This is a genomic window from Stieleria varia, assembly GCF_038443385.1.
GTDB classification, from domain to species: domain Bacteria; phylum Planctomycetota; class Planctomycetia; order Pirellulales; family Pirellulaceae; genus Stieleria; species Stieleria varia.
Genome location: NZ_CP151726.1, coordinates 665,121 through 690,547 on the forward strand (window position 1 = coordinate 665,121; position 25,427 = coordinate 690,547).

Consider the following 25,427-nt stretch of genomic DNA (forward strand, 5'->3'; position numbering starts at 1 on the left):
CCGTCTAAGGGACCGGTGAATGAAGCGATTAATCCGGGTTGGTTATTGGCGGTGCAATCCGTTTGATCGTGTCTCCTGCGCCTGCGGCTACGGGTCAAACGAAGGTGGGCGGGGGTGCTGTTTGGGCCGTAGCCGCAGGCGTAAGATACCGGCGGTCGATCAGGCGCTGCGGCGGTGTTCGGCACCGCAGAGGCTTTGGTAGAACCGATTTCGCTCGATCAAGTCCTCGTGGGTACCTGAATCGGAGACCTTGCCCGATTCGATCACCACGATGCGGTCGGCGAGCATCAAACTCGTCGGTCGGTGCGTGATCATCACGCCCGTGCGATCGATCAGGAATTTTGCCAACGCCTTGTGGATCAAGTGCTCGCTTTCCAAATCGATCTGACTGGTGGCTTCGTCGAGGATCAAAATATCGGGATCCCGCAAGAATGCTCGGGCCAATGCGATTCTCTGCATTTGGCCGCCGGAGAGCCGCATGCCTCCGGTTCCCAGCACGGTTTGGTAACCCAGGGGCGTCTTGCGGCGAATGAAGTCGTCGGCGAACGCGAGTTTGGCGGCTCGCACCACCGCGTGCGAGTCCGCGCCCGGGCTGCCGTATCGAATGTTGTTTTCGATCGTATCGTCGAATAGAGTGGTCCGCTGGGTGACCAAGGCGATGCGACGACGGATGTCGCGGGTCCGCATTTCACATACCGGCACGTCGTCCATTGCGACTTGGCCAGACTGCGGATCGTCGAATCGACACAGCAGACTGATCAGCGTGCTCTTGCCGCTGCCGTTGGGGCCGACGACCGCGATCGTTTCGCCATGCCGAACGGTCAGATTCAATCCGGCCAGGACTTGGGGACCGCTGGGGTATTGATAGTTCACATCGCGAAACTGAATCTTGCGGTGCGGACGAGGTGTTTCGCGTGGAGACTTGGGCTCTTGAACGCGGATCGGTTGATCGATGATCTCCATCACGCGACACGCCGCTGCGGCACCGCGTTGCAAGCCACTCCAGACGTCCGCCAGTTTGCGGGCCGGGTCGGAGGCGCCGATCAAAAAGCCAAAGAACAATAGGACTTCGCCGCGACTGAGCGGTTCGTACGTCATGCGAATGCCCAACAAGTGCGTCTGCTGATTGAGTACCAGGTATCCGCCGGCGAGAATCGCCAAGCCGACCGTGGCCATTCCCAGGAACTCACTGCTGCCACGAGCCAGCGTGTTGTAAAACGCCATCTTCATGCTCTTGCGATAATACGCTTGAGTGCCCTGGTTAAATCGGGCGCGTTCGAATGACTGTGTGTTGAATGCTTTGACGACGCGGATGCCGGCAAAGGAATCGTTCAGCATGCCGTACAACTGGCTCATCTCTTCCATCGCACGACGGCTTGCGCGGCGAATCGCGCGGCTGAGATGTTGCATCACGATGGCAACGATCGGCGTCAGGATGGTCACCAGCAACAACAATCGCCAACAGACCGTTGCAGCTCCGATGACACAGACCGCCATCTTCAGCGGTTCGCGCACAAGCCGACCCAGTAAGACAGTGACACCGGCCGATGCGAGCGAAATGTCGTTGGTCAAACGCGCGGTCAAGTCAGCCGATCCGTTGTCACCGAACGAGTCCAAGTCCAACCGCAGCGCCTTGCGAAAGAAGATCGTGCGCAGATCCACGGCCGTCTTTTCTGCGATGTACTGAACCAACAACAAGTTGGCCGTCAACGCGATGAGCTTTATCGCCGTCGCACCGACCAAGATCGCAACGATCCCCATCAAGGTTCCGTACGGCGTCACAGGACAGTAGGCGTGAACCCAAGGATGCAGTCGCTGTAGAGATTCCAGCGATGCGGTGGCGAGTTGTTTTTGCGAACGCAGCGCATCCAGTTGCAGGGCCTGACTGACTGCGTCGGGCGTACCAGCCGTGCTCTGGTCAATTCGTTGTTGCTCTGTTTCGATCTGCTCGTCCAGATCCGTGAGCTGCTGGCTGGTCAACTCGATCTGATCGTCAACGTATTGAGGAATGGTGTCGCCGTTGAAGACGATTTCGACCATCGGGTAGAGCGTGCTGATGTTCGCACCCCACAGCACTGCGATCAGCAGCGAGGTTGCGAGAATCCCGGCCAGCGACCAGTAGCGGCGACTGGAGAGTTTCAGAACACGAGCAAAATTTTTCATTGCCGGACCGTCCGTGGTCAGTTGCAAGACATTGACGAGGAAACGTGAGGCAGCTCACGAGCAACGTTTTAGCGAAGTGAGCTGGTGACGACCAGTCGAGTTCAATGCTATCGAATCCGAGACACCGATCCGGCTTTGCTATCGAATCAGGCGGATGGTTTTCGATGTTGAACCGAGGTGGCATCGATCGTTACAGGATTCTTTCTCGGTCGATCGACGGAGGAGGAATCACGCGATCGCATGTCGACGGACGTGAATTTGACTTTCATGCCCTGCAGGTACTTGCCCAGGATGAATTTTCGGACAAAAGCACGTCCGGGCGGAAACAGCAGCATAAAACCGACGGCATCCGTCAGCAGTCCGGGGGTCAAGAGCAGCGCGGCCGCAAAAACGATCATCAAGCCGTCTTGGATTTCTTTGCTCGGAGCCCGGCCTTCGGCGAGCGCCTGCTGAAACTTGTGCCATGCCATGACGCCTTCACGTTTGGCGAGCATCGTACCGATAATGCCCGTAACGATGACCAGCAAGAATGTCGTTCCCGCGTTTGTCAGTGACGCCAATTGGAGCAGCAGGTACAGCTCCACGAGCGGAATCAGGATGAAAGCGGCGAGCAGGCGAAGAAACATGACGATAATCCGGTAAAAACGGTCTTCTGCGATTCCAGATCGACGACGGCCAGATCGACGACGGCCAGATCGACGACGGCCAAATCGACGACGGACAGTCGGCAGACCTGACAAATAGACAGTGTCGAGATCGCATCCATCGCCTACCTATGCAATTGGCGCACCAACGGCCGCGATTTGGCGGATGCGGCGGTGAAAACCGCATGCGACAGGGAAAATGGGGCAGCGAAAATACGGCAGAGAAAACCAAGGATACCTCGTGCAAACCATCCACCTTAAATCGGGCCAATCGCAGTCCTTGAGCGGCACGCTTTGGACCCCCGACACCGCTCCGACGGGAGTGCTGGTGTTGCTGCACGGCCTGGGGGATCACTCCGACCGATTTGCCCAAATGGCATCCGTCTTAGTGAAATCCGGCTGGGCGGTTTTGGGAATGGATTTGCCGGGGCACGGCCGCTCGCCGGGACGTCGCGGGGACGCAAAGTACCGAGATCTGCTCGGGCATGTCGCAGCGGCACGTCATCAGATGGCGGTGCGTTTCCCCGCTGCCGCACAAGTGATCTTGGGGCACAGCATGGGGGGCAACTTGGCGATGAACTACGTGATCCGCTGCGAACAGCTTGACCGCCGTGACACACCACCGCTGGAGGGCATCGTGCTTTGTTCGCCGATGTTGTTGCCACCCGATCCGCCGCCGCGGCCTCATGTTTTCGCCGCTTGGTTGACGGGGCATTTGTTGCCCTGGTGGAAGATTCGTCGGCGTCCCGAGGTGGAGCTTTTGACGAGCGATGCCCGGCACGCGGTGACGATCGAGCAAGATGAAGTGATGCACGGCGAAGTCACCTTGCGGTTGGCCACGCAACTGTTGGCGCAAGGTCGTTTCGCGCTCGACAATGCAAACCAAGTCAACGTACCGACGTTGATCTGTTATGGCGATGACGATCAATTGATCGACAAGGCTGCGTGCCGACACGCGGCGATGCGCATCGGCAGTGGTGTGACGGTGCAATGTTGGCCCGATCAACGTCACGACTTGTTGCATGACACACAAGCCGATCAGGTGATTGAGGAACTGTGCCTTTGGCTACGTGGCTTGGTCAAAAGTGAGAACTCTCAATTACAGCTTTCCCGCGTGACCGTGGCGGCTTAGTGCCAACGAAGTAAACGATGACGCGTTGGTAATGGGATTCTCCAGAATTCCCCTCACACAGAATCTCTGGCGAAATCCATTACGCCAATCATTGACCGATCAGCGATCCGATGTAACTGCGGAATCCCTTCATGTCGGTCGGCAATGGATGGTCGGTCGCAGGGCCGATGATCAAGGGTCCGTCGTTGGGGTCGGAGGGGTGCACGCCATGACTTCCTCGGACCAACGTGGCGTCCAAGGGGATCACGTCCATCTTGTAACGGAAACCGAGTTTCTTTTGCGTCAACCGGGCGATCATTCTCGGCTTGCTGGTCATGAACAATTCGCACGGGTCGTAACCCGGTTTGCGGTGGATGTCGACGGTGCGGGCAAAGTCGGGGGCAACGTCGTCGTCGATCCAGTAGTAGTACGTGAACCACGCATCGGGCTCGGCCAAGGCGATCAACTCACCGCTTCGCGGATGGTCCAAGTGGACTTCGGCGGGATCGACCACGGCCGCAATGCCAGGCGTTTCTGCCAGACACTTTCGAACACTGGGAATCAACGCGGGGTCGTTGACGTAGACGTGAGCGAGTTGATGATCGGCAACCGCGAATGCCGATGATTCTCCGGGCATCAGGATTTCGCCGAACGGTCCGCCTCGCACGCCCAGCCACCCGGCTTGACGCAGCACGCGATTGATGTGAACGGGGCGGCTGACGGGAACCAATCCGTATTCGGAAACGATCACCACTTGTGTGTCCACCGCTTCGGCGGCATCAACGATCGATCCTACACACGCGTCGACTTCGGCAACTCTGGCTGGGGCGTGTTCGGGCAAACGTTGAAAGTCGTAGTCCAGATGCGGCAGGTAGGCCAACGTCAACGTGGGACGTTTTTCTCTCAACACGATCGCGGTGGCGTCGGCGATCCAACGCGAACAGGGCAGTCCCGCGCCGGGACCCCAGAACGTGAAGAAGGGAAATGGGCCGAGCCGCTTTGTCAGATCACATCCGGTGTGATCCAAGATGTCGAACACCTTGTTGCCATCGCAACCGTAGTGCGGTTTGGGTGTCGCGGTGTATCCAGCGGAAGACGATTGATTGAACCACCAAAACATCTTGGCGGTCTCGTATGCGTCGTACAGCTTGTCCGATTGGACCAGCGAGTTGGCTTGTTGCCAAAAGCGAATCTCTTGGGTGTCACGAAAGTACCAGCCGTTGCCCACGATGCCGTGGTCGCGAGGGTCCAAACCGGTCAACATTGTGGCTTGCGAGGTGCACGTCACGGCCGGCAAGGGGCTCTTCCAGGCTTGGGCTTGATGCCCACGTTGCATCCATCGTCCGATGCACGGAGCGTGCGGCAACAAGGCGGGTGTCAGCCCGACGACGTTGATGACACAGACCGGTGACTGACTCACGCGTCCTCCGCCATCGCCAACTCGCCACGCTGGTACTTGCCCCAGTACTCATCCAGTTTTCGCTTCACCACGCCGCTGAGCAAGAACACGCCCAGCAAGTTGGGGAACGACATGCCGAGAATCATCAGGTCACTGAAATCGAGGATGTTGCCGCGAGTGATGATCGAACCGAGCAAGGTGAACACCAGGAACAAGCCTTTGTAGACAAGCGATGTGCGTGCACCGAAGAGCTGAGCCCAACAACGTTCGCCGTAGTAGGACCAACTGATGCACGTGCTGTAGGCGAAGAGCACCACAGCGACATACAAGATGTATCGGAACCAGTCGTAACCGCCGACAACAAACGCTTGCAAGGTCAGCGATGCACCTTGATTGCCCGCGATCTCGGATGCCATCGCCGGATCGGCGTACACACCAGTGACCACGATCACGAGCGCCGTGATCGTGCAAACCACCACGGTGTCGATAAAGGGCTCCAGCAGCGCCACGATGCCTTCGCTGACCGGCTCGTCGGTCTTTGCGGCCGAGTGCGCGATCGCCGCCGATCCCACACCGGCTTCGTTGCTGAACACGGCGCGTTTGATGCCGATGACCATGACGCCCAAAAATGAACCGTAGGCGGCGTCCGGTGTGAAGGCCTGGTCGAAGATGGTGGCGATGGCGGCGGGGATCTTGTCGAGATTAACCACCAAGATGAACAAGGCGGCCAGTACATAGGCGGCGCACATGAAGGGCACCACCCGTCCGGCCACCGCACCAATGCTCTTGATCCCGCCGATGATCACAACGCCGACCGCGACGACCATGATCAAACCGTAAACCCAAGGATACGTGTTCAGGAATCCATCGGGATCGGTGCCTCGAATCGCATCGAGCGACTGGCCGACTTGGAATGCATTGCCGCCGCCGAAACTGGCACCGATGCACAACACGGCGAACACGACCGCCAAGACGCGGCCCAGACCGCCCATGCCGATTTCCGCCAAGCCGTATTTGAGGTATCGCATCGGTCCGCCGATCACGTGTCCGGAATCGTCGTTGGACCGATAAAGTTGTCCCAGGGTGCACTCGCTGAACTTGGCCGTCATCCCCAACAGTCCGATCAGAATGATCCAGACCGTTGCGCCTGGGCCGCCGGTTCCGATCGCGATGGCGACGCCCGCGATGTTGCCCAGCCCGACGGTAGCCGATAGCGCCGCCGCGAGCGCCTGGAAATGCGAGACCTCGCCCGGCTCGCCCGGCGTGTCGTACTTGCCCCGCGTCAACTGGATCGCGTGCCAGAACCCGCGAAAATTGATGAAACGCATTCTCAGGGTCAGAAACATTGCTCCGGCCAACAGCCAGAGCACGACGAAAGGAATGGAAACCCCATCGGGTGCCCCGTCGGTTCTCAACCAGCCCGGATGCACGACTTTTGACTCGTTGCCGTCGGCATCGGTTTGCGTTTCCGTTTTGGGACCGCTGCCGAAATCGTAGAAAATGACTTTCGCCACCGGCGCGACCAGATATTTGCCGAACCAGCCGTCGACGCGATCGAACGCGGTGGGTTCGGGTTCGGGTGTTGAGTCAGCGGGCGGCTCGCTAGAGGGCTCCTCCGGCAGATTTTCTGCTTCGCCGGACTGCGGTTGGGGGGCATTCTCGTCGGGCTGGTTCGCCGAATCGGTGGCAACCGGCTCAGCTTGCGGTGACGCCAGCAGTGCGTTGGAACCGACGCTGACCGAGGTCAGAACGAGGCACAGCGTCAGCATGGCCAGGGAAAACTTCCGCGTCGGGCCAGCATGAAAGGCCAACAGGGGGGCGTGGGTGCGTTTCATGGCGTGTCTGAATGAATGGGAACGAACCAGCAAGCGAGGAGTTTAAGGGGCTCAGCGGTCGGGCTGGAACGGTGTTACGTAAAATCGGCGAGAAGTGTCGAAAATCACGTTTTTTTCGTTCCTCAACGTTTTCTTCGTTCTGCGACCCGGCGTCTGATCGTCAATAAAAGAGGCACGAAGAATGATCCCGTGCTGCACCGATAGATGGGGAAACCTTCCCGATCGGCGAGACTTTCAGAGGAGAAAAGTGGTCAGGGCCGGGCTCGAACCGGCGACACCGGCCTTTTCAGGGCCGTGCTCTACCAACTGAGCTACCTGACCGGTTTCGTTGACTGGCGAGCTTTTCACGGCTTCAGGCCAAACCAACTCGAATGCTCAATTCGATTTGGGGCGATAGTAGGGTATGATGCTGGGACTCGTCAATCGGTTCGCATACTTCGGACAACGTTTTACGATTGAATCGCCGGGCGAGGGGGGGAATGATGATGATTTGGCCTTTGGAAACGACGACGGAACCCACGATGTGTAGGACTCGACAACCCAACCGAACGAGCTTGGCCTTGCCGCTGATGTGGCTGGGCTTGGCTTTGTTGTTACCGTGCTGTGTTTCTTCGAACGCCCAGGCGTACACGCCTGAGGATCCGGTCGTAAAAAAGATGGTGACCGAGGGCATCAAATACCTTGAGGCCAGTACAGGCAAGGTCACCGACCTGGGCGAGCAAACGGTCGTCGCGTACGCCCACTTCAAGGTGGAGCATGACGAGACCAACCCGGTCGTGGTACAAGGCATCGCGGCAGCCATGAAGATCATCGATGCGGCGAGCAGCCATGCCGATCGCCACAAGTTGAATTACGAAGCCGCTGTGGCGACACTGTTGCTCGCGTCGATCAGCGTGGATAAGTATCGCCCTCAATTGACGGCCCTGCAGCACTACTTTGACGAAGTGCAGCTTGCCAATGGACCCTGGACGTACCACGGTGAGCAGCTCGGTGACGTTTCGCAAACCCAGTACGGAATCCTGGCGATTTGGACCCTGGACCGCTACGGATTTCCCCTGAAATATGACCGGGTTGCCGAAACGGCCAAGTGGTTGATGCGGGTCCAAGACTCATCAGGTCCATGGCCGTACATGGGCAAGGATCCCGGTAGCGGTCAACTGCTCCGACAAGAGCGAACCGACATGTCGATGGCACTGGCCGGAGGCAGCAGCCTGCTGATCGCCGGTGACGCGTTGCGGATTTGGGGCGACACGACCAATGACGAAGACCCCGGGATCGTCGGCTTGCCCGAGGCGGTGAAGCTGTTCATCGAAGACGCGAACAAGGATCGTCGCAAGAAAACCAACTTGACCAAAGAACCGATCATGCGTTCGATCGGCTTCATGGAACAGTGGCGGCAAGGCCAAAAGTACCAGCGTACCGGACTGGATTGGTACTACTATCAGATCTATACGATGGAACGCTACGAAAGCTTTGTCGAAATCGCCTTGGGCAAAGAAAAGGACCAGAGTCCTGCTTGGTACAACAAGGGCGTCGATGAGTTGCGTAAGTACCAGGACCCGGCGACCGGCGGTTGGACCGATCGATCCAAGACCACCGGACCGGTCAGCACGGCATTTGCCATCCTGTTTCTAATCCGCAGCACGCAGAAAGCAATCTTCACCGCCGCTGGCGGTGGCGCGTCTGGTGGTAAAGGTGGTTTTGGCACAGACATGAAGAATGTAAAGCTGGTTAACGGCCAAGTCGTCCAGAAGGTCCCAGCACAAGCCGTCAACGACTTGTTGGACATGCTGGACAAGGACGGCTCGGACAAGTTCGACAGCATGGCAATGGCGGAGAACGCAAAATTGCCAACGGACCCGGTCGCCCGCGCCGCTCAACTGGATCGTCTAGAACGTCTGGTTCGCGGCAGCGATAAATGGCAAGCCCGCCGGGTCGCCGCCCGATTACTCGGAACCAGTGACGAACTCCGCGTCGTCCCCGCCCTCATCTTTGCTCTCAGTGATCCTGACCTAAAGGTTCGCCAGTTCGCCCGCGACGGATTACGATTCATCAGTCGCAAATTCGAGGGCTACGGCATGCCCGACAAACCGACCGAACCGCAGTTGCGGGCGGCGCAAAAGAAATGGCGGGATTGGTACCGAACCATGAATCCCGGCTACGTCTTCCTGGATGCGGATTTGTAGCCCAGACTGGTCGCTCAAATGGTGCGAAAAGAATTCCACACTCCACTCGCCAGAAACTAATCATCCCCCATGGCATCTGTTGTCACGCCCGAGAACGAATCTGCGGCTCAGTCACGAGCGGAATCCATCGATGAAGCTGCGCTCAAGCGTCAGTTGGAACGAGAGCAGTTACGGATCAGCAAGTTTGACATCGTCACCTCGCTGTTTCTGTCGTTGATTCTGTTCATCGGTGCTTTCGTGCTGATGATGTTCATCATTTGGTTGCTCAGCGGAAAGCCCAAGCCCCGGCCGTTGGCGCCGCTGATCGAAAACCCCGCCGGTCGAGGAGAGAATCCCGAAGGATTTGAGCGAGACTTTGAACCGCCAGGTGCAGAAGAAGTCGAGGAACTGACCGAGCCGACGTTGGCCGACACGATCGAAGCCGTCACCGACGCGGTCAGCTCCGTCGCGGCGTCGCTGACCACGACCGACACCAACGCCACCGCGTCGACTTCTGGAACCGGAGCCGGTGACAGTCGACCGCCTGGTCCGGAGGGCGAAGGCGACGACATCATTCCACGTTGGGAACGTTGGGAGTTGCAATTCACGGCAAAGAATCCCAACGAGTACGCCAAACAATTGGATTTCCACCGTATCGAGCTGGGCGCGTTCGGCGGCGGTCAAAACACGATCGATACGGCTTCGAATTTGTCGACCAATCCGACGAAGAAAACGAACACGAATCCTCCCAGCGAAGAACGGATTTACTTTTCGTGGAAGACGCAGACTCCGTTGATTCAGTACGACAGGCAACTGCTGGGGCAAGCGGGCGTGCAGTTACAGGGACGCAACATCGTTCGCTTCATCGATGCCGAATTGGAAAACGTCTTGGCTCACGCGGAATTGGAATACGCCAAGAGCAAGAGCTATCAGTCGGTCACTCAAATCGCCAAGACGGTTTTTGAGTGTAAAGCAGGCGGGGACGGCTACGTGTTCGAAGTGGTCAGCCAACGTTACCGAAAGGGCAAGTGATGCGACGGACGACGAAGTCGCGTTGCCACTGCCAGCCTCCTCCTTTTCTGCTCATCTGATTTCCTCCATGATCGCCGCTTTACCATCCGATCACCGATCCAGCCGCCCCACCGCGGCCCATTCGGTCGCGTCCGTCACCAAGACGATGGGCGTCAGCCTCTACGATGCAGTCACGTCGTTGTTGATGGCGATCATCTGGCTGGTCGGAACCCTGGTGGCGGTCTTGCTGTTGCTGTGGTGGTTGAACACCGCGGTGCAGCCGCAGCGAAGCATCCCGCCGGCACGTGCCCAGTGGACCAGTGCGGTGGGTTCGCTCACGAGCAACGATTTTGAACAACCCAGCGAGTCCGAAGTCGCGGCTCTGCTGACACCCGATGGCACCGAACTGATGGCTCAACTGGAGCCCGCCGTTTTGCGAATTGCTGCTACAATGGGCGAAGGTGTGGGAGAGCCGCTGGGGCAAAGAAGTGGTCATCCTGGTTCGACAACGGATGGACCACCTGGTGACGGACTGGACGGCGACGACATTGTTCCCCGTCACGAACGCTGGGTGCTGTTGTTCAACGCGAACAGTCGGGCCGATTATGCGGGCCAGCTCGATGCGCATCGGATCGAACTGGGGGTCTTCGGCGGCGGTGTCAGCGGACTCGATTATGCTGGACGGCTGGCGTCACAGCCTCAGTCGCGACACGAGAGTGATCCGACGCAGGAGCAGCGTCTGTACTTTTCCTGGACCATGCCCACCCCGCTGGCAGCATTCGAATCGGAGCTGCTCAGGCAGGCGGGGATAGAAACAGCAGGGCGCAACGTGGTGAAGTTCCTGCCAAGTGAACTGGAAAACCAGCTCGCCATGTTGGAACTGCAACACGCACAAGAAAACGGTGTGGACTCGGTGACTGAAATCGCCAAAACCGTTTTTGAAACCCGAGGTGGTGCTCCCTTTGCCGTGGTCTCACAACGCTACCGAAAATCAAATCGAACGCACAAGTAACCTTGGTCGTACTGAAATCAACCTGACATCAACTCAACTCACTTTACCCCCAACTGATTAGTGAAGGACTGGAACTTAGATGGTATTTGCTGAACTGTCGCTCTACGACATCATTTCCAATGCGACTTATGGCGCGTTGGCTGCCGTCGCTCTCTGGGGGCTGTACTGCATCGTCGTCGTGTGGACGCGAGTGAACTCCAAGCGATTCAAGAACGAGGATCAACAGGTGGCGTTCATGGATGACGTCGAACAGATGCTCAACGCCGGCGATTTTGAAGGCGTGACCGAGTATTGCGAAGGCGACACGCGGGCGATCCCGCAGATGATCACCCTAGCCGTCAACAACCGTGAACTGGGGTACAAGCGGGCCCGCCAATTCATGCTGGACCGATTCCAACGGGACGTCATGAGCGACTTGGAATATCGCCTCAGTTGGGTCAGCACGGTGATCAAGAGCGCTCCCATGATCGGGCTGTTCGGAACAGTGTTCGGGATGATGGGTGCGTTCCAGACGTTGGCCACCGCCGAGACCGTGGAACCCTCCGCGTTGGCCGGTGACATCAACGTGGCGTTGATCACGACAGCCAGCGGACTGGCGATCGCCATCCCGCTGATGATCATCGTGGCCAACATCAACATCAAGATCGCCAAGATGGAGGACCTCGTCGGTTCCGGTCTGGGGCGATTCTTCGAAGCCTTCAAGACGGGTCTCGCCAGAACCGGTGGAGCATAATCGATGAGCCAAGATCTTGCCGACATGATCGATGATGAACAAGACGACTTCAAAATCGAAAAGAAAAATCGCGACAGCGAAGAGATGGACATCACACCGATGATCGACATCACCTTCCTGCTGCTGATCTTCTTCGTCGTCTGTTCCAAAATGGATCCTTCGCAAACTGGAAAGATCCCGGAAGCCGACAACGGGGAGGCGATTAGCGCCAAGGACTCCGCGGTGATCTTCATCAACCCGACCGCCGGCGACAAAGTTGCATTGTCACGCTACGACGGTTCCGAATTCAGCCCCGACGAGGACACCCAAGCGGCCGAGATCATCGAGTACATCGAAAAGGAGATGGAGAAGTCCACGGGTAAGAACAAAAACCAAGTGATGATCATGGGTGATGAGAACATCAAGGTGGCAGAAGTCACCCGTGTTCAGAAAATCATTGGTGATGCCTTTCCGGATTTGAATTCGACCTACATCGCGGTGAAGGAGCAATGACGATGCAGGTACCTCGATTCGGCAGTCGCGTTGCGACAACCAAGGGACGCCCAGCCAAAAGAAACTCAGCCAAAGGAAATTCAGCCCGGGAGAAGTCAACTCAGTGTGACATGACACCGATGGTGGACGTCACCTTTCTGCTGCTGATTTTCTTTATGGTCACCGCTGCCTTTTCGCTGCAGCGGGCGATCGCGATCGAGAACCCTGAAACAAATCTGCCAAGTCCTAACGTGGTGCTAACCCCACCCGAGCCTCCGCAATCGATGCTGTTGACCGTCGACGAGTTTGGCGGTTTTCATTTGCAGTCGTCCGACGGCGAACGTGACATCGTTGGCAAACAAAACCTGATCTCCGAACTGCGCGGGGCAACCGCAGCGATCCCCGCCGTGTCGCAATTGGATGTCGCCGTGGATCCGGCGGCCAAATTACGGTGGTTAGTCGATGCCGTGGATGCCGGCACGATCGCGGGGTTCGAACGAGTCCGGATGGTCAACGCAGCAAGCGATTCCAACTTCAATAACCCTTCAACCTCGGCTGATTTTTAACGCATGTCTGTTTCGGTCACTTGCCCGCAGTGTGGTTCCACCCACAGCGTCAACGACGCTTTGGCGGGCCGACGTGTGCGCTGTCCCCAATGCGATACCGCAGTCCACGTCCCGGAACTCGATGTCATCACCCCGATGGCCGTTGAGCCGATCGAGGTGGTCGGCGATGCGGATGACGCAGAGGTGATCGAGATCCAGCCTTGGGATGACGACTCGGCGCAGCCAGTCGTTGCGACGCCCGTTGCGATGACCCCACCAGCCTTGCCCACCGGACCGAGCAGCTCCAGAGCCAACACTGCGTCTCCTCCGGCGCTCCCGACCGCTGCTGCGGCGACCGCGGTTGCCGCTACGGCAGCTCCCGCCGGATCTCATGCACACGCAGAACACCACCTTGGTGATGACCCGATCCCACCCAGCCTATTGGACGAGGAAGATGACTCGTTGCCACCTCGCAAGCAGCGGGACGATGGCGAACTTGACATGACGCCGATGGTCGACGTGACTTTCCTGCTCTTGATTTTCTTCATGGTGACCGCCTCGTTCAGCTTGCAAAAATCAATCGAGATGCCCCGTCAGCAGACCGACGCCCCCAGTACCACGGTGGTCGAGGAAGAAGAGGAGAAGCTCGATTCGGTCGAAGTTCAGGTGGATGAGTTCGGAGCCTTTCTCGTGATCGGTCCTGATTGGGAACGAGAGGCCGCCGGCAAGCAAAACCTGTTGACGTTGCTAAGAGAAGCGTTGACCGGGGCCGACGCCATGCGACTGGTTATCAAAATCCAGGAAGACTGCAAACTACGCTTCCTTGTCGACGCGATGGATGCGGGCACGATCGCCGGTTACACCGAGACTCAAGTCACGCAAGTCGAGGAACTGGATTGAGCCGGCCGTCTCTGTGCTGCTCAATTCTGCCTCTGTTTTTTCACTTTCAATTTAACGACAACTCAATTTTCATATGCTTGCCAACGAACTGATTGATCAACTCGAACGCCGGGGTCTGCTTGATCAGGAAATCATCGAGGCACTTCGCGAACAACTCGATCAAGGAGGCGCGAGGGTCACACCCGAAGCGGTTGCGAAGCTGTTGGTCGACAACGGCCAACTGACTCGATTCCAGGCCACCAAGCTGATCGGTGAACTGCGCAGTGGCGAATACGCCGGTGACGCGGAAGTCGTCGAAGTCACTGCGGTGGATGATTTAGGTATCGCCGACGATTCGCTCGATGGAGAAGTCGTCGAGGTGATGGTGGACGACGACGCCATGGATGCCGTCCCCGTGGAAGCGTTCGCAGTGGATGCGATGCCCGTGGAAGCCGTCGCGGTGGAAGCGATGCCTGTGGAAGCCGTACCGGTCAATGGGGGCGGTGGAGACCGACCCGAGCGGCCACGAAGCCGAGTCAAGAAAGCCGACGACGAAAAGTCCCAGTGGGACTCGTTCAAAATTTACGGCTATGTGTTCATCATTGGATTCCTCGTGCTCGTCGGCGGCGGTCTCTGGTTCTTGCTCAGTCGGGGCAGTGCGGATGATCACATCGCACTGGGCGACAAACTCTACACGCAACAGAACTACACGGCGGCTCAAGAACGCTACGAAGAATTCTTGGATCGTTTCGGCCAGAGCAACCAGTACTCCAGTCGTGCCCGCACCAACATCGCCATGTCGGAGCTCTTTCGCGCCAAAGGCATGAGCGACCCGACTCGTGGGCTGGAACTCGCCAAAGAAATCCTGCCAAAAATCGAGAGCGAAGAGGGACTCAATGATCAACGCAATAATCTCGCCGGATTGTTGGTCGACATTGCTGAGAACATTGCCAACGCGGCCGATGAAGCGACCATCACCAGCGAGAAGGAAACGTTGCTTGGCAAACTTGATGAGCAGATGGAACTCACTCAAAACGGCGCTTACGTCACCTCGACCATGCGTACCGCTTTGGCAGGACGTTTGGCTGCGATCGAGGAATCTCAAAAACGAGTGGAACGGGACATTAATCGGAACATCCGATTGGACTCCGCCGTGGACCAAATGACGACGTTGTTGGATGAAAAGAAAACCAAGGACGCCTACGACATCCGATTTGAACTCCTGCGTGACTTCCCCGAACTGGCCGACAATGAACGATTGGTCAAGTTGATCGGGACAGCTAGCGATATTCAAAAAACATTGGTGGAGCCCGCTGGCAGTGTTCCCAAGTCAGAAACCGCCGAGGAAGTCGAACAACCACGCACGATGGTGCTGACCGCTCGCAGTGGTGGACGCGCCTCAGACTTGAGAGACGAAGTCCTGTTCCTGCGCAGCAAGGGATCGGTGCTCGGTTTCAAAGGTGAGGACGGCACGCTGCTGTGGCGTCGCTATGTCGGCAGCGGACGCAACCATTCGCCGGTCCGTCTCGAAGGCGGCGTCGGGGTACTGCTGAGCGAATCGACTCACTACCAAATCGAACGTTGCGACGGATTCGACGGCAAGTTGCAGTGGCGGTCGGTGATCGGAGAACCCTTCAATCAACCCGAGGTCGAACGCGACGACATTTATGTCACGACGCAAAAGGGTCGATTGATTGCGATCGATGCCATCACCGGCGATGCCAAGTGGGCTCAGCAGATTCCTCAGAACACTGACGTGGCGCCCGGCGTCGACGGCAAACTCGGTCGCTGCTATCTGCCCGGCGATCACAGCAACGTGTACGTGCTCAACAGCAAGAACGGTCAGTGTACCGACAGCTATTACTTGGGACACGCTGCGGGAACGATTGCCGTTCCACCGGTGCCGCTGCTGGGACACGTTTTTGTCGTCGAGAACCGGGGAGCTGATTTTTGCCTCGTGCACATCCTGGGCGTGAACGAACAGGGCGACGAGATCCGCAAGGCCCAAGATCCGGTGCGAATGACGGGCAACGTCATTGTGCCGCCGATCATCACCCAACAACGTCGCGTCATCGTGTTGACCGATCGCGGTCAGGTCTCCGTTTTCGACGTCGAACCCACCGCGACCTCGGAGCAAGTCTCTGTCGTCGCCAAGCAAGTGGCCTCCTACGACACCCCCACGCTGACCCAGATGGCGGTCGGACGGAGCCAAATGTGGATCACCGGTACTCGAATCGGTCGCTACGAGTTGCAGATCAATAAAGAACGCGTCGTCGCCGACTGGCTCAAACACGAGGGGGACACGTTCATCGGGCAACCCTTTGCCAGTGACGAAACGCTCGTCCACGCACGCGTCCAACGGGGCACGTCCGGTCTACGAGTGACGGCCGTTGACCCCGTCACCGGCAAAGAAATCTGGCGGAATGACGTGGGAGCATCGATCGTGATGCTCCGCCGTGCACCGGCCGGTGTTCACGCACTGACCAGCCAAGCCGCCTTGTTCGAATTAGATGCCGAAGCATTGAAAACAGGGGCGACACGACCGCCACTGGAAAATCGAGGTGCCGAAGGGATCACGATGCGATTCGAAGATCCGCTGGACATCGACGAAAATCGAGTCGCCCTGGTCAACCAAGAATCTGGTCAACAGGTCATCGTTTATGACCCCAGCCGCCCTCAGGAAAAACTGCGACTGGTGTCGCTGAACCTGCCAGACGGATCACCCAACGGAGGCGGAATGATCGCCGGCGGTGGCTTGTTCCTGCCTCTCGATTCGGGACGTGCCGTGGTCATGAATTTCTTGACCGGCGCGCCCCTGGGCAGTCCGTTTCAACCTGTCAGTGATCCGGTGGGCAAAGTCACTTGGACGAACCCCGTTCGCTTTCCCGAGGACCCCGATCAAGTAGTGATTGCCGATAGCCGCAAGGGAATCTATCGACTGCGAGTCGGCGATCGGATCAATGACTTGGCCAGCGGCGAGATCGAAACACCTTTACTGGGAACCGTCGCCGGTGTCGGTAATGTGTTCATCGGTGCGACCAGCGGACCGGCAGCCGACTTCATGGTCGGTTACGAAATGAATGGCCTGAAAGAAAAATTCCGAGTGCTGTTGGACGGTCGAGTCACCTGGGGGCCGGTCGCCGCCGGTGACATCGCAATGGTGATGACCGCCGACAACATGTTGCGTGGCATCACCGTGGATGGCAAAGTCCGATTCAGTGTCCAGATGCCAAAGGGTAAGCCGGTCGGCGAGCCTGTTGCTCACGGTTCCAATTGGGTGTTGATCGGACAGAACGGTTGGGTGAACCTGATCGACCCGACCGACGGCAAGATCGTTCATCAACAGGACGTTGGACAACCCTTCTTTGCAACACCGCTGATGATCAAGAACAGCTTGCTGGTGCCGGGCGAAGAAGGCGTGGTGTATGTGGTCTCGTTGCCGGAGGCCAACTGATGAGGCTGTTTCCACCAATGAACCGCACGACAGGCCGCCTACTGTCAGGCTGCCTACTATCAGGCTGCCGATTCAATGCCATCGGCTGGACCACCATTTGCTGGGCAACACTGTCGATCATTGTCTGGCTAGCCACACCCGAAACAGTTGCGTCGGCACAGGCGATCACTTATGCGCAAACGGGCTCGCCCCCTGAGATGGGGTTGGAGCTGCTGCAAGAGGAACCGCACGACATCATTTACTTCACGGAGAAAGCCAAAGGCGGCTGGGTCAAGGCTCGCCTGTTGCCGGTTCGCGAGATGCCTGGAACGCCCAACGGCTCCCTGAAGTACAACATCGTCGGAATCGAGACGGAGGACTTTGCGACCAAGTGGAACGAGATCGAACGGATCGATTTTTGGGAAAAACGCTTGGAACGTGAAACCGCAGAAAAGATCGCCGCAGGTGATTTTGCCGGCGCTTATCCTTTCTTGTCGATTCTGATCCGCGATTACCCCACTCGCCCCGGCCTCAGGGAACTGCGTAGCGATTTCCTGTGGAACAATGCGATTCAGCGAGCCAAGAACGGCCAACGCGCCGAATCGTTGGCGATGCTGGAGGAACTGCGGCGTTACGCTCCGGACTACAAACGATCCACCGTCGTGGGTGCCATCGGCGCCACCACCAATTCGTTGATGACAGCCATGGTCCAAGAAGGCAAGTTGGCCGAGGCTCAACAACTGTTGGCGCGACTACGCGGGGAATACTCCAACGTACGATTGGCGTCCGTGGAAACGTGGACCAAAGAATTCCTGCGGATGGCAGAGGAGAAACGAGATGCCGCACTGCTGGCGCTCAAGGAAGAGCGTTTTCGAGACGCACGTCTTTTCGCTCGTGAAAGTGTTTACCTGACGCCGGACATCCCTGGTGGCAAAGAGCTGATCGAGCGAATCGACACGATCTATCCCCTGATCAATGTCGGTGTTCTGCAGTCGGCAACCGTCTTTGATCCGATTCGCCTGGACAACTGGGCTTCACGTCGCGCAGGTCGCCTGCTGTATCGCACCCTGTTCGAAATGCAGAGCGCCGGTCCTGAGGGCGGACAGTACAACTTCATCTTTGGTGACACCGAGATCAGTGCCGACCAACAAACACTCGACTTGAATTTGGAGCTGGCCAAGCTGCCCGATCCTCTGAATAAAATCGAGTCTCACTTCTTGGCCGACCGGCTTGCCAAGCGTGCCACACCGGGCAGCGATGAGTACTTTTCACCGTGGGCGGCGGCTGTTTCGGGCATCGGTATCGACGGCGCTAGTCAAATTCGCTGCGTCCTGCGTCGCCCCAATGTGTTGCCGACTTGCCTGATGCAAATCAATGTCGATGGCAGTTGGTTCGGCGGGAAACCGGGATCGACCACGGGCGATTACCGCCTCGACATCACGGAAGGCAACTTGACCAGGTTTGTGTTGGCCGACAAAGCGCTTGAGAAAGTCGGCAAGGACAATACCAAGCCGCGTGAAATCGTCGAGGTGCGATGTGGATCGGGATCCGAAGCGGTCAGCAAGTTGCTCAGTGGCGAGATCGATATGCTGGACCAACTTTTCCCCGCCGACGCGATTCGGTTGAAGCGAAGCCGCGATATCGCGGTGGCGACGTACCCGCTGCCCACGATTCACATGTTGGTTCCGTGCAGCGACCATCCCTTTGTCGCCGAATCAAACTTTCGACGCGCGTTGGTCTACGCCACCAATCGAGAGGATATCCTCAAGGGCGAGTTGCTCGAGGGCAAGGAGATCCCAGGCTGCCAGGTCGTTTCGGGGCCGTTCCCCGCAGGCATCGACTTTGACGATCCCTTGGGATACGCGTACGACACGTCAATCGTTGCTCGCCGCTACGAGCCCAGCCTGGCGCAGTTGTTGGTGGAGCTCAATCGATCGCTGATGGAAAATGAAGCCAAACGAAAAGGGGACACGGTCCCCAAAATGACGCCGATCCGTTTGGCGTTTCCTGCGGACAACCTTTCACGAGTTGCATGCGAAGCCATTCGTGCACAATGGGAATTGATCGGTTTACCGGTTGAGTTGGTTCAGTTGCCCATCGGCCGTTCCTACCCAGATCCTGACACGGCGGACATCGTGTACGTTTCCGCAGCGGTCTGGGAACCGATTTTGGATGCGCGTCGATTGCTCGGCCCGAGCGGATTGGCACGAAGCGAAAATCAGATGATCGGATTGGGATTGCGTCGCTTGGAGGAAGCAAGGAATTGGAAGGAGGTTCGTGACCGATTGCTTGTTTTGCATGACATCGCCCACCATGAGTTGCCAATCATTCCACTGTGGCAAATGATCGACTCCTACGCCTACCGAAAAGACCTGACGGGTGTCGGTACGGGGATCGTGTCGCTGTATCAAAACGCTGAAAACTGGCGACGAGATTGAGATTGATGATGACCAAACACAAAGATGCTCGAAACTCATTCGGTACTCACTGGACCGCCTTGGCCCTGCTGATGTTCGCGGTGATCTCAATCGCGGCGGCATCGGTTGCAGTTGCCGAGGATGCGGCGGACGCGACCAGCCAGTCGTCAACGCCGGATACTCCATCTGTTTCCACTCAGCCGCCATCAGGTGTCAGCCAATCAGCGACGAGCCAATCAGCGACGCAGTCCACTCCTTCACCTGCTGCCGATCAGGCATCGCCCTCCAGGCCGAACGTATCTGCGGACACCGATGCGGATGAGGAGAGCGATGAAGAGGAGGTCGACGAAGAGCCATGGGACTTTTCTCCGTACAAAGTTTTGGTTTGGATCGCTTCGGACGACCCGGGCATCAGTGCGGAAACTCTCCAAACGCCGTTATCTAACTATCTCGATCGTGACTTTTCCTCCATGTGGAGACTCACCATCGAGAATGCCCCGCCGACGATTCGCGCTGCGGCTACACGCGGCCTTTCGTCATTGACCTATGACACGATTTCCGCGTCCGACCCAGTCGTCGCTGTCAAACGTGACGACAAAGACATCATTCGCATTCGGGTCGCGCGAGACCTGGGCGAATACGTCAAGCGAATCCCAAGCACCTCTGGATTGATCGCCGATACGCTCCGTCGAGGCGACCTTGCCGGACACCCGGACCTGGATGGGATGAAGGGCAATCTTGTTCCACTGGAGACGGACTTGATCGGCATCAGCCAGCGATGGACCGATACGGCCACTCAAGGTTTGTTGTTGCCACGCGGACTCGCTTTGACACTGGATAAACCCAAGGCAAAACTCATCGAGTTGCCGATCGCAGAACTGGTTTCCACGGCAGTGGACAACTACGACAAGATCTACATCGTGCAGATCACCAGCACGACCCCGCGTCCCCACGTTTCGGTAATCGAACTGGAAACCCTGATGCGTTTTTTTGGCATGCCGCTGAGCGTGCCCTTCACGAACAAGCAAGATCTGCCGTTTGCAGTGGGGCACGCGATCACCGAAGTGTTTTCGCCGGTGGTTCGCATCGACGAGGCGGGGCAGGATTCCGTCAAAGGACTGATTCGAGCATCAGGATTGATCTTGGATTCCGATTCGCCCGGTTTGGTGCGTTTGGGCGATGTCTTGGAACCGATGGTGCGCAAGGATGATCGATCTGGAAAACCCTTGATCGTCGGTCGGCTCGATTGGGCCTATCTGTTGCGAGTGGCAGATCCAGTCGCTCACGATGACGAATTCAAGGTCGATGGTAAGCCTTTCATCAAAGGCGAAGTCCTGAGCAACGACACCGATGAGGATACCGGCGATCCCCTCAGCGTCGTTCGCGTCAACGTCGAGCGAGCTGCATTGGGCCGGGTTCACGAGATCACGGTCAGCGAAGAAGATGAGAGTGTGATCGGGACCGTCCTGTTTACGGACCTGGACAAGGGCGAGTTCACTTTCACCCCAGGCGATGCCTTTACGGGACAAACATCGTTCCAATACACCGTCTCCGATGGCTACGGAAACACGGATGTCGGCACCGTTTGGATCGGAGGCAAAAAAGACAGCGGCGAGGAAGATACCAAAGAACCGGCCGAAACCAAGGCCAGCAAACGCGTGGTCAAGATGATGTACTATTCCGGTCGCCCCGGCGGATTGCAAGGACGCCAAAACAAACGCACGTATAAAATGGCACTCAAGGTGAATCCGCGTTTGGATGCAACGATGCTGAGATTGCACGCCAAGGGAGAGCCAGACTTCCCCTTGATCGGATACGAGATCTACGAAAGAGAATTGACCAGCAAGTCGATGACGTTCGTGGGACGAACCGACTGGGACGGTCGCATCTCAATCCAAAAGAACGATGACCCTCTGCGATTGATGTACGTCAAGAACGGGGGCGCGGTTCTGGCCCGATTGCCCATGATCCCGGGGCTGACAACCGTGGAAGTCGCCGACTTGATAGGCGATGACATGCGGTTGCAGGCCGAAGCATATATCCGCGGGGTTCAGAACGCGATCGTCGACTTGGTCGCGATTCGAAAACTGATCGCGGCACGGGTGAAGTTGCGACTGCAGAAAGGCCAAATGACGGAAGCGGAAGAGTTGGTGATCGCGATGCGGGAACAGCCCACCAGCCAAACGCTCGCCGACGACATGGGTTTCAAACTCCCCGCGTTTCTGAAAGTGATCGACAACCCCAATCAACGGGCCAAGGTGGACAATATGTTCTCGGTCACCCGAGAAATGTTGACCAAGCAACTGAGCCCCAAAGATCTTCGTGACGTCGAAGAAATGCTGCTGCGGGCCAAAAAGAACGGCGGCAAGTTGCCGCCCGACGACGAGGAAGAACCCGAGTTCGACAACACCGCCAACTCGGGTGGCGATGCGCCCTAACCGGCAATGCCGGGAATGCCGGGACGCAGTTTATTTGCCGAAGTGCGTGGCATACCAGCACGAAGCGCAAGCGAGTGAGTGAATCGCGAAATCCACTTGCTTGCGCTTCGTGCTCGTATTTTGGATTGTCAAAATGCTTTGCAGCGAACCTAACCGGGACGATCAGTGATCAGTTCGCAGCCTCAGTTCGCAACCGATCGCGCCGGTCTCTCGCATCGTTTGCCAACGTCACTGAGAAGTTGGGATTGATCTTGAGAGCTTGGTCGTAAGCTTGCATCGCTTCCTGATGGTTCCCGAGAGCTTCCCGAATCCTGCCGGCATGATAGTGAACTTCTGCGTCTTGCACGTTTGTGCGGAGTGCCTTTTGAACGCTTATTTCGGCATCAGCGAATTGTTCATTCTTGAACTGTGCCCAAGCGAGCAGATCGTGCGCATAGATATCTTGTCGCAGGTTTAAATCTTCACGAGCCAGTTCCAGTGCTCTATCGAGATGACGATCAGTGTCACAATAGAATCTCGCAACCTCTCGAAAGTGCGCAGCAGCAGCAGTCTCGGCTTCCTCCATCATTGCCTTCTCCGTCTTCAGATACCAATGGGACGCTTGCTCTTCATCGCCCATGGCGGTGTAGACATCGCCAAGTCCCCACATCATCGGTGGCTCGCCATGCTCCCGGATTGCTTCGAGGTATAACTTGATCGACCGATCAAAGTCTCCAGTAGCAGCATGCAAGGATGCTAGGCCGGACATCGCCGGCCCGTAGAGTTCGTGTCGATCCAACGCCAACTCATAGAACTTCTGAGCCTCGCTCCAGTCGCCCGCTTTATGCAACATCACGGCGATTCGCAGGTCATACCATGCGAGATCGGTTTCCATCGCACCCGATGACTTGGCCTCGCTGGCAGCCTCACGCATGAGTCGGAGTGCAGCGTCGGGCTCACCCATGATTTCCTTCAGATGCGCCTGCCGGGCGATGGTGCCACCTGATTTCTCGCGGACGAGGAGAGTTTCATAGGTCTGCTCCGCCTCGGCATATTGACCCAGTTCCAGTTGGCAGTCACCGACGATCGACAACGCGATGGCATTGTCGGGCCGTCGACGGATAACTGTCTGCCCCAGTGCCAAAGCCTTTTGGAATTCATGTCGAGCCATTAGAGCTTTGGCGTAATAGATCTTGGCTGGCAGATGCTCTTGATTGTTGTTCATCGCCTCCGCCAGGACATTCTCCGCTTTGGAGTAGTACGGCAGGTCATCTTCCTCGGACGCTTTCCGAAGATACAGCCTTCCCAACACCACTCGATTCGCAACATCGGATGGCTTCCCCTGAATCCTTTTCTCGAAGAACGCGATCGCCTGATCGATGGGCACCATTTCCCCCAATTTTGGCTTTGATTCCTTGTCGCTCACAGCGGATTGCAGCTCGGCGTCAGCCTGACGCACAGACATCGTGATGGAAAGAAGTACGAGGACAATGGCTACGACGTTTGCTGATGGATGCATGGGATACTTTGTAGATGGGTTGGGGGCACAATCGAGCAACAGATAAGTGGCTCTTCAGCAACGCGTGACCTCGTCCACAACGAAATGCGTTACTTATGATCTGCGTTGCCAATCAGTGGCGTTTCACGACGTAGGATCAATTGGGTGCTGCAAGATAGGGAAAGACATTCAGGAACGTTGCATCGTTTTCGTTCACCATGTCCGTCGTGACCGCACCTTCTGTCAACAGCCCCAGCTCGGCGTCGATCACATCATCGCCAAGCCTTCTGCCATTCAGGAAACCTGCCGCGCTGGAAGTGTCAAAGGTCAGAACATCAGGCAACAAGATTGGTGTCAACGCAGCGGCGTTTGCCGGGCTGCTGAGTGCGGTAATATTGGCCGCGACCTCAGCACCAAAGTTCTGTGGGTCATTCTGCGTCAATGAAGCGTTGAATTGATCTTTCAGAGCGTTTGTCGAAATGAGCGCCGTATTGATCGCAGGACGGCCCATTCGATCGAACTGAGAACCGGCATTCACAGTACGTGCCCATACACCGACGTTGGTCGATGCGCCGTTTAAATCAGTGCTAGGTACTTCCAACACGATTGCGGAGACATTCAGACCTGCAAAGAAGTCATCGCCAGTGAATGCAAAACCGTTGTTGAATCCGTTGAGGTCAAAGAAGAAGGGATCCTCGAAGAGGTTGGCTGTCACCTGCCCTCCTCCCGTCACCGAGATCGTCTGCCCCGTCGAGCCGGATGCAATCAAGGCACCGTTTTCTCGATACACACGAATCGTCTGGCTGCCGTTGCGAACACGGGTAAAGTAGATGTCGTACCGCACGTCGGCGATAGCATCGCCCGTATTATCAACGTTGATCTCATACACGCTGCGGCTGTTGAAGGCCGTGCCGCTAATCATTCCGGCGCCGGGATTCACCGTCACGATCAACACGGTGTTCGCCGGGTTGGCTGGCGACTGAAATGCGTATACATCGTTGATATCCAATGACCCATCAGCAGTCACGGACGGTGAGTCGAGGTGGTCAGCGGCAAAGAGCACATGACCGTTCGTCATCAAGAGAAGCATCAACGTACCCGCGGCAATCGGCGGAATGAAGACAGAGCGAAGATGGTTGTAGAGACTCATGGATCAGATTCGGGATTGTATGGTGAAGGAAATGAATCGGGAGTGTGGATGTTTGACGCTCAGGAAATCCTTTGGGCAGGCAATCCCGTGCGCCGAAGCGAGCTTTCACAAGAGCGTGAAGGCTCATTGATGTCGGCATCTCCACGTTGTGGCAATTACGCACCTCGCGATGCTCTGTGACATTGAAAATCAGGAAATATGCGAGTTGGCCGATGAACTACAAGCAACCAGCGCGGTCGATGAGAAGCCACTGGGAATTGCTAAACAATTCAGGACCCAACATCTGAGACCACGCGATCTGTGGAAACAGTCGTAGGAACGAAGGAATTCCTCAAGAACTGTGTCACAAATCCAATGCGGTCTCGTAGTTGCTAGAGCGTTGCCGCAACACTCGATCGGAACATCGGTTTCCAACACAGTGATTGCTCTGACTCTGATTGCTCTGACTCTCCCTCCCTTCCCAACCCGTTGAACATCCATGACTCCAAAGAATCCTCGGAAAGAATCTCGTGACCAGAAGCACGCAGCCCATCAGGATCGTCAG

Annotated in this window: 18 protein-coding genes and 1 tRNA gene; 11 read left to right on the top strand and 8 right to left on the bottom strand. The window is 57.0% G+C overall.

Going from position 1 to position 25,427, the window contains the following annotated elements:
* Positions 1 to 159: 159 nt before the first annotated feature.
* From Pla52nx_RS02415 to Pla52nx_RS02425, 3 genes are all read right to left on the bottom strand, one after another.
* Complete coding sequence (locus tag Pla52nx_RS02415) at positions 160 to 2,163, bottom strand: ABC transporter ATP-binding protein (RefSeq protein ID WP_342190327.1); 2,004 nt, start codon at positions 2,161 to 2,163, stop codon at positions 160 to 162.
* A gap of 146 nt (positions 2,164 to 2,309) precedes the next feature.
* Positions 2,310 to 2,789, bottom strand: a complete 480-nt coding sequence (locus tag Pla52nx_RS02420; protein WP_146518109.1) for an FxsA family protein — start codon at positions 2,787 to 2,789, stop codon at positions 2,310 to 2,312.
* Positions 2,756 to 2,929, bottom strand: a complete 174-nt coding sequence (locus Pla52nx_RS02425) for a hypothetical protein (RefSeq protein ID WP_197454226.1) — start codon at positions 2,927 to 2,929, stop codon at positions 2,756 to 2,758. Before Pla52nx_RS02425 ends, Pla52nx_RS02420 begins: the two co-directional genes overlap by 34 nt.
* A 77-nt stretch (positions 2,930 to 3,006) precedes the next feature.
* Here Pla52nx_RS02425 and Pla52nx_RS02430 point away from each other — a divergent pair, with 77 nt between their 5' ends.
* Positions 3,007 to 3,939 (top strand): alpha/beta fold hydrolase, encoded by a 933-nt coding sequence (locus Pla52nx_RS02430; RefSeq protein WP_146518110.1) that lies wholly within the window; start codon positions 3,007 to 3,009, stop codon positions 3,937 to 3,939.
* An 88-nt stretch (positions 3,940 to 4,027) separates the two neighbouring features.
* On the opposite strand, the gene Pla52nx_RS02435 is transcribed toward Pla52nx_RS02430, so the two are convergent.
* From Pla52nx_RS02435 to Pla52nx_RS02445, 3 genes are all read right to left on the bottom strand, one after another.
* On the bottom strand, positions 4,028 to 5,338 hold the full coding sequence (locus Pla52nx_RS02435) for an alkaline phosphatase family protein (RefSeq protein WP_146518111.1): 1,311 nt from the start codon (positions 5,336 to 5,338) through the stop codon (positions 4,028 to 4,030).
* Positions 5,335 to 7,152 (bottom strand): alanine/glycine:cation symporter family protein, encoded by a 1,818-nt coding sequence (locus tag Pla52nx_RS02440; protein ID WP_231741658.1) that lies wholly within the window; start codon positions 7,150 to 7,152, stop codon positions 5,335 to 5,337. The genes Pla52nx_RS02435 and Pla52nx_RS02440 overlap by 4 nt, the downstream gene beginning before the upstream one ends.
* A gap of 248 nt (positions 7,153 to 7,400) precedes the next feature.
* Positions 7,401 to 7,473: transfer RNA gene (locus Pla52nx_RS02445), tRNA-Phe, on the bottom strand.
* A 200-nt stretch (positions 7,474 to 7,673) separates the two neighbouring features.
* Here Pla52nx_RS02445 and Pla52nx_RS02450 point away from each other — a divergent pair.
* The 10 genes from Pla52nx_RS02450 (at position 7,674) to Pla52nx_RS02495 (ending at position 22,256) form a co-directional block, all read left to right on the top strand.
* Positions 7,674 to 9,338, top strand: a complete 1,665-nt coding sequence (locus tag Pla52nx_RS02450) for a hypothetical protein (RefSeq protein WP_231741660.1) — start codon at positions 7,674 to 7,676, stop codon at positions 9,336 to 9,338.
* 69 nt (positions 9,339 to 9,407) lie between these two features.
* Complete coding sequence (locus tag Pla52nx_RS02455) at positions 9,408 to 10,349, top strand: ABC transporter ATP-binding protein (RefSeq protein ID WP_146518112.1); 942 nt, start codon at positions 9,408 to 9,410, stop codon at positions 10,347 to 10,349.
* Between the two features lie 67 nt (positions 10,350 to 10,416).
* A complete protein-coding gene (locus Pla52nx_RS02460) occupies positions 10,417 to 11,340 on the top strand; it encodes a hypothetical protein (protein ID WP_146518113.1) in 924 nt (307 codons plus the stop codon).
* Between the two features lie 79 nt (positions 11,341 to 11,419).
* The gene (locus Pla52nx_RS02465) at positions 11,420 to 12,073 is read left to right on the top strand and encodes a MotA/TolQ/ExbB proton channel family protein (RefSeq protein WP_146518114.1); all 654 of its coding nucleotides are present in this window, start codon (positions 11,420 to 11,422) and stop codon (positions 12,071 to 12,073) included.
* Positions 12,074 to 12,076: 3 nt separating this feature from the next.
* The gene (locus Pla52nx_RS02470; protein WP_146518115.1) at positions 12,077 to 12,565 is read left to right on the top strand and encodes an ExbD/TolR family protein; all 489 of its coding nucleotides are present in this window, start codon (positions 12,077 to 12,079) and stop codon (positions 12,563 to 12,565) included.
* A 2-nt stretch (positions 12,566 to 12,567) separates the two neighbouring features.
* Complete coding sequence (locus Pla52nx_RS02475; RefSeq protein WP_197454227.1) at positions 12,568 to 13,110, top strand: ExbD/TolR family protein; 543 nt, start codon at positions 12,568 to 12,570, stop codon at positions 13,108 to 13,110.
* 3 nt (positions 13,111 to 13,113) lie between these two features.
* Positions 13,114 to 13,989, top strand: coding sequence for a biopolymer transporter ExbD (locus Pla52nx_RS02480; protein ID WP_146518117.1), 876 nt, complete (start codon positions 13,114 to 13,116; stop codon positions 13,987 to 13,989).
* Between the two features lie 73 nt (positions 13,990 to 14,062).
* Positions 14,063 to 17,422 (top strand): PQQ-binding-like beta-propeller repeat protein, encoded by a 3,360-nt coding sequence (locus tag Pla52nx_RS02485; protein WP_146518118.1) that lies wholly within the window; start codon positions 14,063 to 14,065, stop codon positions 17,420 to 17,422.
* Positions 17,423 to 17,439: 17 nt separating this feature from the next.
* The gene (locus tag Pla52nx_RS02490; RefSeq protein ID WP_146518119.1) at positions 17,440 to 19,839 is read left to right on the top strand and encodes an ABC transporter substrate-binding protein; all 2,400 of its coding nucleotides are present in this window, start codon (positions 17,440 to 17,442) and stop codon (positions 19,837 to 19,839) included.
* A gap of 8 nt (positions 19,840 to 19,847) precedes the next feature.
* Positions 19,848 to 22,256, top strand: coding sequence for an Ig-like domain-containing protein (locus tag Pla52nx_RS02495; RefSeq protein WP_146518120.1), 2,409 nt, complete (start codon positions 19,848 to 19,850; stop codon positions 22,254 to 22,256).
* Positions 22,257 to 22,425: 169 nt separating this feature from the next.
* Here the strand turns inward: Pla52nx_RS02495 and Pla52nx_RS02500 are convergent, their stop codons facing one another.
* Positions 22,426 to 23,700: a tetratricopeptide repeat protein gene (locus Pla52nx_RS02500; protein ID WP_342190328.1), complete on the bottom strand. Its 1,275-nt coding sequence runs from the start codon at positions 23,698 to 23,700 to the stop codon at positions 22,426 to 22,428.
* A gap of 190 nt (positions 23,701 to 23,890) precedes the next feature.
* Positions 23,891 to 24,883: a DUF4331 family protein gene (locus Pla52nx_RS02505; protein WP_146518122.1), complete on the bottom strand. Its 993-nt coding sequence runs from the start codon at positions 24,881 to 24,883 to the stop codon at positions 23,891 to 23,893.
* Between the last annotated feature and the right edge of the window lie 544 nt (positions 24,884 to 25,427).

Excerpts from the sequence above, each read along its gene's own strand:
- Pla52nx_RS02470 (WP_146518115.1), top strand. The coding sequence starts at position 12,077 with ATGAGCCAAGATCTTGCCGACATGATCGATGATGAACAAGACGACTTC.
- Pla52nx_RS02500 (WP_342190328.1), bottom strand. The coding sequence starts at position 23,700 with ATGTCTGTGCGTCAGGCTGACGCCGAGCTGCAATCCGCTGTGAGCGAC.
- Pla52nx_RS02460 (WP_146518113.1), top strand. The coding sequence starts at position 10,417 with ATGATCGCCGCTTTACCATCCGATCACCGATCCAGCCGCCCCACCGCG.
- Pla52nx_RS02425 (WP_197454226.1), bottom strand. The coding sequence starts at position 2,929 with ATGGATGCGATCTCGACACTGTCTATTTGTCAGGTCTGCCGACTGTCC.
- Pla52nx_RS02505 (WP_146518122.1), bottom strand. The coding sequence starts at position 24,883 with ATGAGTCTCTACAACCATCTTCGCTCTGTCTTCATTCCGCCGATTGCC.
- Pla52nx_RS02450 (WP_231741660.1), top strand. The coding sequence starts at position 7,674 with ATGTGTAGGACTCGACAACCCAACCGAACGAGCTTGGCCTTGCCGCTG.
- Pla52nx_RS02430 (WP_146518110.1), top strand. The coding sequence starts at position 3,007 with ATGGGGCAGCGAAAATACGGCAGAGAAAACCAAGGATACCTCGTGCAA.
- Pla52nx_RS02420 (WP_146518109.1), bottom strand. The coding sequence starts at position 2,789 with ATGTTTCTTCGCCTGCTCGCCGCTTTCATCCTGATTCCGCTCGTGGAG.
- Pla52nx_RS02440 (WP_231741658.1), bottom strand. The coding sequence starts at position 7,152 with ATGAAACGCACCCACGCCCCCCTGTTGGCCTTTCATGCTGGCCCGACG.
- Pla52nx_RS02415 (WP_342190327.1), bottom strand. The coding sequence starts at position 2,163 with ATGAAAAATTTTGCTCGTGTTCTGAAACTCTCCAGTCGCCGCTACTGG.
- Pla52nx_RS02465 (WP_146518114.1), top strand. The coding sequence starts at position 11,420 with ATGGTATTTGCTGAACTGTCGCTCTACGACATCATTTCCAATGCGACT.
- Pla52nx_RS02485 (WP_146518118.1), top strand. The coding sequence starts at position 14,063 with ATGCTTGCCAACGAACTGATTGATCAACTCGAACGCCGGGGTCTGCTT.
- Pla52nx_RS02455 (WP_146518112.1), top strand. The coding sequence starts at position 9,408 with ATGGCATCTGTTGTCACGCCCGAGAACGAATCTGCGGCTCAGTCACGA.
- Pla52nx_RS02495 (WP_146518120.1), top strand. The coding sequence starts at position 19,848 with ATGACCAAACACAAAGATGCTCGAAACTCATTCGGTACTCACTGGACC.
- Pla52nx_RS02490 (WP_146518119.1), top strand. The coding sequence starts at position 17,440 with ATGAACCGCACGACAGGCCGCCTACTGTCAGGCTGCCTACTATCAGGC.
- Pla52nx_RS02480 (WP_146518117.1), top strand. The coding sequence starts at position 13,114 with ATGTCTGTTTCGGTCACTTGCCCGCAGTGTGGTTCCACCCACAGCGTC.
- Pla52nx_RS02475 (WP_197454227.1), top strand. The coding sequence starts at position 12,568 with ATGCAGGTACCTCGATTCGGCAGTCGCGTTGCGACAACCAAGGGACGC.